The organism is Novosphingobium lindaniclasticum LE124 (genome assembly GCF_000445125.1).
Lineage (GTDB): Bacteria > Pseudomonadota > Alphaproteobacteria > Sphingomonadales > Sphingomonadaceae > Novosphingobium > Novosphingobium lindaniclasticum.
This window is the reverse complement of sequence record NZ_ATHL01000051.1, coordinates 1-11,779: the sequence shown is the minus strand read 5'-3', so window position 1 is coordinate 11,779 and position 11,779 is coordinate 1. Positions and strand designations below refer to the sequence as shown.

Sequence of the window (11,779 nt, the reverse complement as noted above, 5' to 3'; positions counted from 1 at the left end):
CCCCGCCGCGCCGGCCGCGAGCGGCGCCGCCATGCCCACGCCCATGCCGAAGATCAGGAACCGCGCCGCATCGGTGATCTGGCTCGCCAGCAGCACCAGCAGCAGCGCGCCCAGCGAATTGGTCGGCTCGGCAGGACGGCGGCGCGGCACCACGATCAGGGATTCGAGGCCGGCCAGCCCCAGCGCGATGGCTGCGAAGATCGCGCGCGCCGGCGGTGGCAGCTGACCCAGCATAAGCCCCGCCAGCCAGGCGGCGAGAGCGGCGGTCGAGACAGCGCTCAGGAGCGCGACCAGCAGCACGCCGGGCCGCTGCCCCTGTCTTGCCGAAAGACCGGCGATCGTCATCTGGTCCCGCGCGCCGAAACCGGCGAGCAGGACCGTGATGAGCGTGAGATAGAACGCGGGCACCGGCGCCGCGCCCGCGCGATCAGCCCGCTTTCTGGCAGGCGACGATGGCCGCAATGACGTTCGCGGTATCGGCGGGATCGCGCACGCAGATCGTGTCGAGACCCATGGCCTTGGCCGGATAGTCGTTGCCGCCGGGGAAGATGGCGTCGCCGATGAACAGCATGTCCGCCTCGGCCACGCCGCTGTGCTCGGCAAGACGCTTGAGGCCCCAGGCTTTGTCGACGCCCGGCTGGGTGACGTCCACCGAGGTTGCGCCGCCCAGGTTCACCGAGACGCCGGGCAGGCGCTTCACCAGATCGGCCTGGATCACCTTGCGCTTGGCGAAGTCCGGATCCCAGACTTCCTTGGCCTCGAGCGGAGCCTGCTGGCCGAGCGCGGAGAAGGTGATCTGGCTGCCGCGATCCTCGATCCGCTCGCCCCAGGTCTCTTCCGGAGTGAAGCCGGTGGCGGCCAGCGAGGCATCGAAGGCTTCCAGGATCTCGCGCTTCTGCTCGTCCGTGAACAGTTCGGCATAGACCGGGGTCCAGGCCTCGTTCTTGTGGACGTAGAGCTTGGCGCCACTTGTGGGCATCAGCCAGAGCCGGGAACGGTCGGCGCCAGCCGGCAGGCGGCTGGCCACCTGCTTGTCGAACTGCGGCCAATCGCCGCCGGAGATCACGGCCACTTGCGCCACTTGCAGGAGGTCGGCCATGAGCTGCGCCATCTCATCGGTCAGCGGCTGCTTGCTCAGCGCCAGGGTTCCATCGAGGTCGAAGGCTACGATCTGCTTCATTTCCTGCCTTTTCGCATTTGCATGTGGGACGGCCCTGCCATCATCGGCCTTGGAAGGAAATCGTGTTCCTGCGCCAATACGATGACAAAATCCGTGAAACCTGCTAAAAATACTACAGACTGCAAAGAGTTGCCTCCGAAACGGAGCTCGCGCGAACTTACGGTTCGGAACCGGCGGGGCGACCGTTCGTTGCACTGCATCATTCGGCCGATCCGGCGCAAGTTTCGCCGCAAGAGGGGTGGCCATCCTCCTTCGAAGGTGCAAGACTGAACGCAATGACCGATCCACGCGAAGCCCCATCGCTGGCGGAACATGGCGCGATTCCGCGCGATCTGCCGCCCCCTTCCCCTCTAGCGCCTGCTGCCGACGCGCTGTTCCTCGATTTCGACGGCACTCTCGTCGAGATCGCCGACCACCCCGACGGCGTCGTCGTTCCGCCCGGCCTGCCAGCGCTGCTAGCCCGCCTTTCCGATCGGCTCGGCGGGCGCTTCGCCGTCGTCACCGGCCGCTCGCTCGGCGCGCTCGAAGCCATGCTCGGCCCGCTGGACGTGGCCGTGGCCGGCTCCCACGGCGGCGAGTTCCGCCCGGCCGGGAGCCGCGAGGTCCACGCCCTCGCCGCCCCGCTTCCCGAGGCGGTGACCACGCGCCTCACCGCTTTCGCCGAAGTCCACGGCGGGCTGCTGGTCGAGCCCAAACCGTTCAGCATCGCGGTGCACTATCGCCGCCATCCCGATGCCTTGCCCGCCCTGCTCGCCTGCGCAAGCGAAACCGGCGAGGCGTTCGGGCTGAAGATGAAGCACGGCAAGCAGGTCATCGAACTCTCGATGCCCGGCTCCGACAAAGGCAGCGCCGTCGAACGTTTCATGCAGATGCCGCCTTTCGCCGCTGCCCGCCCGCTGTTCGTGGGTGACGACGTGACCGACGAGGACGCCTTCGCGGCCGTCACCGCGCTCGGCGGCGCCGGCATACTCGTCGGCACGCTGCGCCAGACGCGGGCGCAGTGGCGGCTCGGCGGCGTGACACAGGTCCACGCCTGGCTCGCGGCCGCCCTCACTCCCGACCCGGATTTGCACAAGGAGAACAGCCCGGCATGAGCGCGCTCGAACTCTGGCCCATCGGCAATTGTCAGGTCTCCGGCCTGATCGACACCAGCGGCGCCCTCGTTTGGGGCTGCGTGCCCCGCGTCGACGGCGATCCTACGTTCTGCGCCCTCTTGCGCGGACCGGAAGGGCAGGACGCCGGCACCTGGCGCTTCGAGCTGGAGAACCAGGTCTCGGTGACGCAGCGCTATTCGCGCAATACGCCGATCCTGATAACCCGCCTGGAAGATGAGCGCGGCGGCGCCGTGGAAGTGATCGATTTCTGCCCCCGCTTCCAGCGCTCGAACCGGACTTACCGGCCGGTGGCCTATGCCCGCATCGTGCGACCGGTGGCGGGCTCGCCGCGCATCCGCACGGTGCTGACGCCGATGAGCGGCTACGGCGCGCAACTGGCACCGACGACGCGCGGCTCCAACCACATCCGCTATCTGGTCGAGCGCAACACTCTGCGGCTGACCACCAATGCTCCGGTCGGCTACGTGCTGGACGAGCGCTACTACCGGCTGGAGGGTGCCCAGCACTTCTTCCTCGGCCCGGACGAGGCGTTCGACGGCGACATCGAGCATCAGCTGGAATCGATGCTGCGCCATACCGGGGACTACTGGCGCCTGTGGGTGCGCGGCCTGGCGACTCCGCTGGACTGGCAGGACGCGGTGATCCGCGCCGCCATCACCCTCAAGCTCTGCCAGCACGAAGAAACCGGCGCGATCGTCGCCGCGCTCACCACCTCGATCCCCGAGGCGCCCGGCAGCCAGCGCAACTGGGACTATCGCTACTGCTGGATTCGCGACGCCTATTACACGGTGCAGGCGCTCAACCACCTCGGCGCACTCGACGTGCTGGAAAAGTACCTCGCCTACCTTCGCAACATCGTCGACGATGCCGAAGGCGGGGCGATCCAGCCGCTCTACGCCGTCAGCGGCGGGCGCGAGATCATCGAGTGGGAAGTCCCCGACCTTGCCGGTTATCGCGGCATGGGTCCGGTGCGGATCGGCAACGCCGCCTACTATCAGGTCCAGAACGACTGCTACGGCCAGATCGTGCTGCCTGCCATCCAGGCTTTCTCCGACCAGCGCCTGCTGCGGATCGCCACGAAGGAGGATTTCGCCAGTCTCGAGCAAGTGGGCGAGATGGCCTGGAAAACCCACGACCAGCCCGACGCCGGCCTTTGGGAACTGCGCACCCGCACGGCGGTGCACACCTACTCCAGCGTCATGAGTTGGGCCGCTTGCGACCGCCTGGCCAATGCCGCCGAGTTCCTGGGGCTGGAAGATCGCGCCGCGATCTGGCGCGAGCGCGCCGCCACGGTGCGCAAGAACATCGACGAGCACGCGTGGCACGAGGTGGACGGGCCTGACTTCGACGATGGCGGCGCGGGTGGGCACTACGCCGCCACTTTCGGCGGCTCGCAGCTCGATGCCAGTCTCCTGCAGATGGTCGAGCTGCGCTATCTCGAAGCAGACGATCCACGCTCTCGCGCCACACTCCAGGCCGTACAGAAGGCACTGCGCCGGGGTGAGCACATGCTGCGCTACGATAGCGAGGACGATTTCGGCCTGCCCGAAACCGCCTTCAACATCTGCACGTTCTGGCTGATCGAGGCGCTTCACCGCAGCGGCGAGGACGAGGAGGCCCGCCGCCTCTTCGAAGCCATGCTCGATCACCGCACGCAGTCGGGGCTCTTGTCCGAGGATATGGATTTCGAGACCGGCGAGCTGTGGGGGAACTTTCCGCAGACCTATTCGCTAGTAGGTATCATCAATTGTGCCGGGCAATTGTCCCGGTCCTGGCGAGACTGGCGCTGAATGTCCGTTTGAAATTCGCGATACGCGAATTGCGCGGCACCGGCCCTCTCCCCCACCCGGCCTCCCATCAGGGTACACTCGTGGCCAGGCCGGTGGGGGACAGGGCCGGTGCCGATCAGAAAATGCCTTCTTCCGGGCATTTTCCAAGCGGCTCTCGCCGGTCCCGCCATGCGTGCCCGCCCTTATGCAAGCGGGCGCGCCGCAGGGGATTTGTAATGAGTAGATTGATCGTCGTCTCGAACCGGGTCTCCGTCCCCAAGGCGGCAGGCGCCGCCGGGGCGCAAGGGGGGCTCGCCGTGGCGCTCAACTCCGCCCTGCGCGAACATGGCGGCATCTGGTTCGGCTGGTCCGGGCAGGAAACCGAGGAGTTCACCGGCCACCTCGACATGCAGCGCAACGACGGCATCACCACTGCCACGATCGACCTCGAACCGCAGGATATCGAGGAATACTACAACGGCTACGCCAACCGCACGCTCTGGCCGCTGTTCCACTACCGCATCGATCTGACCGAATACGACCGCAATTTCGGTGAGGGCTACGAGCGGGTCAACGCGCGCTTCGCCGACTCGGTGCTGCCGTTGATCGAGGAAGAAGACCTCGTCTGGGTCCACGACTATCACTTGCTTCCGCTCGGCTCGCAGCTTCGCGAAAAGGGCGTGAAGAACCGCATGGGGCTGTTCCTCCATACCCCCTGGCCGCCGACGCGCCTGCTGGTGTCGCTGCCGTTCCACGAGCGGCTGGTGGCCTCCATGCTGGAATACGACGTGCTCGGCTTCCAGAACACCGAATGGCTCGAGAGCTTCCTGCACTATGTGCAGAAAGAGATGGGCCTGAAGGTCAATCTCGACAATTCCATCGAGTACCAGGGCCGCCGGGTGATCGCCCGCGCCTTTCCGATCGGCATCGACTTCCGGGAATTCACCGAAGCCGCGCAGGGCGCCGAAGCGCGGGAGGCGCACGACCGGCTGAAGTCCAGCGTGCGCGGTCGCAAGATCCTGATCGGGGTGGACCGGCTCGACTATTCCAAGGGTCTCGGCGAACGCTTCGAGGCCTTCGGACGTTTCCTGGCCGACAATCCCCAGGATGCCGGCAAGGCCGTCCTGCTCCAGATCGCCCCGCCCTCACGCGGCGACGTCGCCAGCTACCAGCAGATTCGCGAGGATCTGGAACGCAAGACCGGCCACATCAACGGCGCGCACGCCGATGTCGCCTTCGTGCCCATCCGCTATGTCAACCAGGGCTATCCGCGTGCCCAGCTTGCCGGGTTCTACCGCGCCGCCGATATCGGCCTCGTCACGCCTTTGCGAGACGGCATGAACCTGGTGGCGAAGGAATATATCGCGGCGCAGGATCCGGAAAATCCGGGCGTGCTGATCCTCTCGCAATTCGCCGGGGCGGCGCATCAGCTCAAGGACGCGCTTCAGGTCAATCCCCATTCCACCGAGCATGTCGCCGAGACCATCCGCAAGGCGCTCGACATGCCCCTTGCGGAGCGCCGTGACCGGCACGCCAAGCTGCTCGCTTCGGTACGCGAGAACGACGTTCAGCGCTGGCGCGAGGACTTCGTGAAAGCCCTGGTCGGCAAGAACGCCGTGCGCACCGGAACGACCGAGCACAACGAAGCGGCATGATCCATGGCGCCATACGAACCGCCTGCTCCGCCCATCGCGGCGGCGCAAGCCTTCACCGTGACAACGCCCGTCATTTGCAAAAGGTTACTCGCCTGCCACCAATCTGACCTTTAACCACACTAAAGAAGGAAAAAGCGGAGGCGACTCCGCAAAGTCACGCGGCAAAGCTGCGGGCTGGAGGATGACCAGACAGGAACCGGGGAACCGGTCCGATTAGACAGGCATTGGTAAGATCATGAATACGACTCCTCTCTATGGCGAATGCGTCAGCCCCGGCGGTTCCACGCCGGTACGCATCTCCGACCTGGCGCGCCTTGGCTGCGCGGTGGAAGTGGATGCGCCCGGCGCCGGAATCGAGGGGGAACTCTCCTTGTGGATCGGTGCCGTGGGGCCTTTCGCGGCCACCGCGATCAGGAAGGATTCGCGTAGCCTGGCCGTGCGCTTCGCCGAACCGCTGGACACCCAGATCGTCCGGCATTTCGCCGTTTCGTAATAAGGCTTTCCCAGACCGGGACACATCCCGCGACGCCGCTTTCCCGGCCGGAACAACGCTGCCGCATCGGCTTTATGCAGGCAGTGCTTCCCAGCCGATCGACCCTCTCTTCTCATCGCGCCCCGCCCACGCTTCGCCGCGTCTGGGGCTGCGTGCAGTATTGTTCATCGCAGGTTCTGGCGGGCGCTGGAATTCGGAAGCCCGGTCGTACAAGACTTTCAACAAAGAAGGATTTCAGATGCGCAAAGCCATCGCAGCCGCCGCCTTGGCCGCTCTCACCATTCCCGCGACTTTCGCCGTCACCGAAGTTGCCGAAGCGCGCAACCACGGCCACCGCTACAAGCGCACCGACAACGGCATCCGCTACTGGCGCGGTAACGACGGTCGCTACCGCTGCAAGAAGTCGAACGGCACCACCGGCCTGCTGATCGGCGGCGTCGCCGGTGCTCTGGCCGGCCGCGCCATCGACACCCGCGGCGACCGTGCCACCGGCACTCTCCTGGGCGCTGCCGGCGGTGCCCTGCTCGGCCGCGAGATCGACCGCAACAACTCGCGCCCGCGCTGCCGCTGATCGGCCGCGAACCACGACGCGCCGTCCGCCGGGCGGCGCGTCGCCGGTTTGCCTCGGCCGAACAATCTTGGAAGGCACCGGGGACGTCGTTCTCTGCTTTCGCTTTATCGCTGCCGTTAAAGACCGACCCAAGACTCCACGCGCTCGCGGCATCATGGCCGCAGCCCGAAGCGCTTCGGCAGCCTCCAACGAATTCGCAAACAGGCGCTTAGAGCCTTTCCTACAGCGCCGGTCTGTGCTCCTATAGCGGTCCGATGATCGTCCGCCTGCCTCCCGCGCCCCATTGCCTTCATTCCGCCATAGGGCCGGGCATCGCAGGCCCCGAAGATTTTTCGCCAGGACCGTGTAAAGTGTGTCAAGCAGTCGGCGTGACACCGGCATGGTAGACGCGCGCCCGGCCATGCTGGTGACCGGCGGCGCCAAACGCATCGGTGCGGCCATCGCCCGCGAATTCGGTGCGGCCGGTTGGCACGTCGTCATCCACTACGGCCATTCGCGGGACCAGGCGCAAGCGCTGGCCGAACGACTGCCTTCGGCCGAGATCGTCGGCTGCGAACTTGACGACTGGGCAGCGGGCCCCGCCATGGTGGAGGATCTCGCGGCGCGGCTGCCGGACTGGCGCCTCCTGGTGAACTGCGCCGGCATGTTCGACCTCGATACCGCAAGAGCGCTAGGTCCATCGACGTTCGAGAAAGCGATGCGCGTCAATGCCGGAACCCCGGCCCGGCTGGCGCAGACGTTCCTGGCCCGCGCCAGAGCAGCGGCAGGGCGCTGCGTCATCCAGGTCACCGATCAGAAGCTGCTCAATCCGAACCCGGACTTCTTCTCCTACACGATGAGCAAGCATGCGGCGGCGGCCACGATTCCCATGCTGTCGATGGCACGTCCCCGCGCGGAGGACCGTATCTACGGTCTCGCGCCCGGAGCGATCCTGGCCAGCCACGACCAGACCGAGGCGGAAACCGAAGTCTCTCACCGCATGAACCTGCTGGGCCGCAAGACGACGCCGGAAGATGTCGCCTCTGCAGCCCTGTTCCTCTCGCAAGGCTGGCTGGAAAGCGGAGAAACCCTCTACGTCGATTCCGGCCAGCACCTCCTCGCGCAGCCGCGCGATGTCCTGTTCCTCGCACGCCAGTGAAATTCTCGGCACGTCAGTGAAATTCAGCTCGCTCTCGCTTGCGCAGATCGCATGCGAAACCTCTTGCACCGGGCCTTGGCGCCCTTCACAAATGGTTGATGGCAATGGGAATTCTTGATCACTTCCTCCAGCGCGGCGTCCGTCAGGGCGTCCTGGAGGTTGTCCGCCCCGATGGTAGCGTCAAGCGCTTCGGCACTTCCACCCCCGGCTTCCCCGAAGTGCGCATCCGCTTCACCGACAAGGCCGGCGAACGACGCATCCTTACCGACCCGCGCCTCGGCGCGGCGGAAGCGTTCATGGATGGCCAGTTGGTCATCGAACAGGGCGACATCATGGAGATGGTCGAACTGATCCGGGCCAACGCCAAGTGGGACAAGGGCGGCGAACTACACGAACATACCGCCTTCAAGAAGCTGAAGGGCAAGGTCGTCACGTTGGTGGACGGCATCAACAAGGCCGCCAGCGCCAAGAAGAACATCGCCCACCACTACGATATCGGCAACGAACTCTATAACCTGTTCCTCGATATCGAGCATATGCAGTATTCCTGCGCCTACTGGCCCGATCCGGCCAATATGACGCTGGAACAGGCGCAGACCGCCAAGCTCGCGCATATCGCCGCCAAGCTGGCCCTAGAACCCGGCCAGCGCGTCCTCGACATCGGTTGCGGCTGGGGCGGCATGGCGATCTATCTGGCCAAGCATGCCGGAGCCTCCGTTCTGGGCATCACTCTCAGCGAGGAACAGCTCGCTCTCGCCCGCGAGCGCGCCGAAGCCGCCGGTGTGGCGGACAAAGTCACGTTCGAACTTGTCGATTACCGCGACCTTGCCGCGCGCGGTGCCAAGTTCGACCGGATCGTCTCGGTCGGCATGTTCGAACATGTCGGCCAGGCGCAGTTCGGCCAGTTCTTCAAGGCCGTCGGCAACCTGCTGACCGACGATGGCGTCATGCTGCTGCACACGATCGGCCGCATGGGTGGCCCCGGCTCGACCGACGCCTTCACCCGCAAGTACATCTTCCCCGGCGGCTACATCCCCGCGCTCAGCGAGACGGTAGCCGCCAGCGAGAAGTTCCGCCTGATCGCTACCGACGTCGAGAACCTGCGCCTCCACTATGCCTTCACCTTGCGGGAATGGTACAAGCGCTGCGTGGCCAACAAGGAAGCCATCGTCAATCTCATGGACGAGCGGTTCTATCGCATGTGGATCTTCTACCTCGCCGGTGCCACGGCCGCGTTCGAAAGCGGCGGCATGTGCAACTACCAGATCCAGTACGCCAGAAGCCGTCACGCGCTGCCGCTCAGCCGCGACTATATGAGCGCTGCGGAAAAGGCGCTGCTGACCGAATAGGCCTGCCGCTTTCCTTCATTGCGCAAGGGGGCGCGTGCTGATAGGCGCGCGTCCCGAATCCACTGCCCTTTCTGCGGAGCCCGCGCCCATGTCCGACAGCATCAAGAAGGTCGTCCTCGCCTATTCTGGCGGCCTCGACACCAGCGTCATTCTCAAGTGGCTCCAGGTCACCTACAATTGCGAAGTCGTGACCTTCACGGCCGACCTCGGCCAGGGCGAGGAACTCGAACCCGCGCGCGCCAAGGCCAAGCTGATGGGCCTGCCGGACGAAAACATCTACATCGACGACCTGCGCGAGGAATTCGTGCGCGACTTCGTTTTTCCGATGATGCGCGCCAACGCCCGCTACGAAGGCGACTATCTACTCGGCACCTCGATCGCCCGCCCGCTGATCTCCAAGCGCCTGATCGAGATCGCGCACGAAACCGGCGCCGATGCCGTGGCGCACGGCGCCACCGGCAAGGGCAACGACCAGGTCCGCTTCGAACTCTCGGCCTACGCCCTCGATCCGAGCATCAAGGTCATCGCCCCCTGGCGTGAATGGGATCTGACCAGCCGCACCGCCCTGATCGCCTGGGCCGAGCAGCACCAGATCCCCGTCCCCAAGGACAAGCGCGGCGAAAGCCCGTTCTCTACCGACGCGAACCTCCTCCACACCTCGTCCGAAGGCAAGGTTCTGGAAGATCCGTGGGAAGAGACCCCCGACTACGTCTACTCGCGCACCGTCAATCCGGAAGACGCGCCGGACGCACCGGAATACATCACGATCGACTTCGAAAAGGGTGACGGCGTCGCCCTCAACGGCGTGGCGATGAGCCCCGCCTCGCTCCTCACCGCGCTCAACGAACTTGGCCGCAAGCACGGCATCGGCCGCCTCGACCTGGTCGAGAACCGCTTCGTCGGCATGAAGTCGCGCGGCATGTACGAGACGCCCGGCGGCGAAATCTACGCCCGCGCCCATCGCGGCATCGAGCAGATCACGCTCGACCGCGGCGCCGCTCACCTCAAGGACGAGCTGATGCCGAAGTACGCGGAGCTCATCTACAACGGCTTCTGGTTCGCCCCCGAGCGCGAGATGCTCCAGGCCGCCATCGACCACAGCCAGCAGAGGGTGAACGGCACCGTCCGCCTCAAGCTCTACAAGGGCAACGCCTCGGTCGTCGGCCGCAAGTCGCCGGACTCGCTCTACTCCGAACGCCACGTCACGTTCGAGGACGATGCCGGCGCCTACGACCAGAAGGACGCCGCCGGTTTCATCAAGCTGAACGCCCTGCGACTCCGACTGCTCGCCCAGCGCGACGCGAAGTAACAGGCACCGGATTCGGCCATCCGAATCCTTTCAACGTCTTAACGACATAGGGCGGCCCGTTGCCAAAGTGCGACGGGCCGCTTTTGCGTGGGTGCCCCTCGCGACGAACTGCCTGTAGGACTCCTCGCCATGACGGGGAAGCACAACCAACCGCATAAAGCCCAGCGACTTGCGCGCATCGGCTTTGCTCTCGCCACCGCTGCCATGCTGGTAGCGCCTGCATCCTCGGCCATTGCCGAGGCCAAGCTGGCGCCCGCGAAGGCAGTCGCAGAGGCAACCACCTCGGCACCCGCAGCAATCATCGCCGCGCCGGCAGCCGCCACGCCCGTCGCCGCCCTGCCCCAGTCGCTCGACCAGGACGCGCAGAATTACGCCGAGATCAAGGGCGGCACCGCCAGCTTCTACGGCCGCGAACTGCGCGGTAACCGCACCGCCAGCGGCGAGCGCTTCAACCCGGACGACCTCACCGCCGCCCATCCCTCGCTGCCCTTCGGCACCATGCTGCGAGTCACCAACCCGCGCACGGGAGACTCGGTCATGGTCCGCGTCAACGATCGCGGCCCGTTCCACTCCAACCGCGTGATCGACCTCTCCGAGGCCGCCGCCAAGGAAATCGGCATCGCCCGCATGGGCTCCGGCAAAGTCGAACTCGCCGTCCTCAACGACGGCGCCAGCGACGAGTAATCCGCGTAAAATCCTGAAAAAGGTGAGGTCGACGCGGTAACGGAGGGGGTGGGGGAAGCACCGCGCCGACCTTCATGGACGATAACATCGCACCCCGCATCGAGTTCCCGGCCGGGTTTCAGATTGCCGGGCAGATTGCCGACATCGCCCCCGACCGCTTGACACGCCTTACACGGTCCAGAGCGAAAAAAGCCGCCCCCGCCTCCCACCGCGCCCCGTCCCGATAGCGACTTGAACTCCATCGGCGGCTCCTCCGCCTCCGCACCCCGGCCGACATCCTCGCCCACCAGCGTATCCACCGCCCGCTCGGCCCGGCGACGCCAGCCGTCCCAGTCCCGCGCCGCCGCCCCGCGCCAGAACGTGACGTAAGGCACCGGCTCTTCCTCCAGCCCCGCCGCGCCTTCCTCCACCGCCTCGCACCACGCCCGCTCCGCCTCGTCCTGCATCAAGGCCCCCGCCCGCTCGGCATAGTCCGCGCGCGCCGGAGGCAGCACCGAGCCCGCCGCCGCTCCCCCC

Annotated in this window: 11 protein-coding genes; 9 read left to right on the top strand and 2 right to left on the bottom strand. The window is 66.0% G+C overall.

Annotation, left to right across the window (positions count from 1 at the left end; genetic code table 11):
* Both L284_RS31530 and L284_RS31525 read right to left on the bottom strand, forming a co-directional pair.
* The coding region (locus L284_RS31530; RefSeq protein WP_021233327.1) for a hypothetical protein at positions 1–408 on the bottom strand (408 nt) is incomplete at its 3' end.
* Between the two features lie 19 nt (positions 409–427).
* A complete protein-coding gene (locus L284_RS31525; protein ID WP_021233326.1) occupies positions 428–1,180 on the bottom strand; it encodes an HAD-IIB family hydrolase in 753 nt (250 codons plus the stop codon).
* Positions 1,181–1,455: 275 nt separating this feature from the next.
* Here L284_RS31525 and otsB point away from each other — a divergent pair, with 275 nt between their 5' ends.
* From otsB to L284_RS31480, 9 genes are all read left to right on the top strand, one after another.
* Complete coding sequence (otsB, locus tag L284_RS31520) at positions 1,456–2,274, top strand: trehalose-phosphatase (protein ID WP_021233325.1); 819 nt, start codon at positions 1,456–1,458, stop codon at positions 2,272–2,274.
* Positions 2,271–4,085, top strand: a complete 1,815-nt coding sequence (locus L284_RS31515) for a glycoside hydrolase family 15 protein (protein ID WP_021233324.1) — start codon at positions 2,271–2,273, stop codon at positions 4,083–4,085. The genes otsB and L284_RS31515 overlap by 4 nt, the downstream gene beginning before the upstream one ends.
* Positions 4,086–4,300: 215 nt before the next feature.
* A complete protein-coding gene (gene otsA / locus L284_RS31510) occupies positions 4,301–5,719 on the top strand; it encodes an alpha,alpha-trehalose-phosphate synthase (UDP-forming) (protein WP_031341750.1) in 1,419 nt (472 codons plus the stop codon).
* Between the two features lie 235 nt (positions 5,720–5,954).
* Positions 5,955–6,212 carry a hypothetical protein gene (locus L284_RS31505; RefSeq protein ID WP_021233322.1) on the top strand — a complete coding sequence of 86 codons (258 nt, stop codon included), beginning with the start codon at positions 5,955–5,957 and terminating at the stop codon, positions 6,210–6,212.
* A 238-nt stretch (positions 6,213–6,450) separates the two neighbouring features.
* Positions 6,451–6,783: a glycine zipper 2TM domain-containing protein gene (locus L284_RS31500; protein WP_031341749.1), complete on the top strand. Its 333-nt coding sequence runs from the start codon at positions 6,451–6,453 to the stop codon at positions 6,781–6,783.
* Positions 6,784–7,162: 379 nt separating this feature from the next.
* Positions 7,163–7,921, top strand: a complete 759-nt coding sequence (locus tag L284_RS31495; RefSeq protein ID WP_031341748.1) for an SDR family oxidoreductase — start codon at positions 7,163–7,165, stop codon at positions 7,919–7,921.
* 104 nt (positions 7,922–8,025) lie between these two features.
* The gene (locus L284_RS31490; protein ID WP_021233319.1) at positions 8,026–9,270 is read left to right on the top strand and encodes a class I SAM-dependent methyltransferase; all 1,245 of its coding nucleotides are present in this window, start codon (positions 8,026–8,028) and stop codon (positions 9,268–9,270) included.
* Positions 9,271–9,358: 88 nt separating this feature from the next.
* Positions 9,359–10,579, top strand: a complete 1,221-nt coding sequence (locus L284_RS31485) for an argininosuccinate synthase (RefSeq protein ID WP_021233318.1) — start codon at positions 9,359–9,361, stop codon at positions 10,577–10,579.
* A gap of 129 nt (positions 10,580–10,708) precedes the next feature.
* Positions 10,709–11,263 (top strand): septal ring lytic transglycosylase RlpA family protein, encoded by a 555-nt coding sequence (locus L284_RS31480; RefSeq protein ID WP_021233317.1) that lies wholly within the window; start codon positions 10,709–10,711, stop codon positions 11,261–11,263.
* The last annotated feature ends 516 nt before the right edge of the window (positions 11,264–11,779 follow it).

Coding starts and splice junctions, on each gene's coding strand:
- L284_RS31500 (WP_031341749.1), top strand. CDS start 6,451: ATGCGCAAAGCCATCGCAGCCGCCGCCTTGGCCGCTCTCACCATTCCC.
- L284_RS31495 (WP_031341748.1), top strand. CDS start 7,163: ATGGTAGACGCGCGCCCGGCCATGCTGGTGACCGGCGGCGCCAAACGC.
- L284_RS31480 (WP_021233317.1), top strand. CDS start 10,709: ATGACGGGGAAGCACAACCAACCGCATAAAGCCCAGCGACTTGCGCGC.
- L284_RS31490 (WP_021233319.1), top strand. CDS start 8,026: ATGGGAATTCTTGATCACTTCCTCCAGCGCGGCGTCCGTCAGGGCGTC.
- L284_RS31485 (WP_021233318.1), top strand. CDS start 9,359: ATGTCCGACAGCATCAAGAAGGTCGTCCTCGCCTATTCTGGCGGCCTC.
- otsA (WP_031341750.1), top strand. CDS start 4,301: ATGAGTAGATTGATCGTCGTCTCGAACCGGGTCTCCGTCCCCAAGGCG.
- L284_RS31515 (WP_021233324.1), top strand. CDS start 2,271: ATGAGCGCGCTCGAACTCTGGCCCATCGGCAATTGTCAGGTCTCCGGC.
- L284_RS31525 (WP_021233326.1), bottom strand. CDS start 1,180: ATGAAGCAGATCGTAGCCTTCGACCTCGATGGAACCCTGGCGCTGAGC.
- L284_RS31505 (WP_021233322.1), top strand. CDS start 5,955: ATGAATACGACTCCTCTCTATGGCGAATGCGTCAGCCCCGGCGGTTCC.
- otsB (WP_021233325.1), top strand. CDS start 1,456: ATGACCGATCCACGCGAAGCCCCATCGCTGGCGGAACATGGCGCGATT.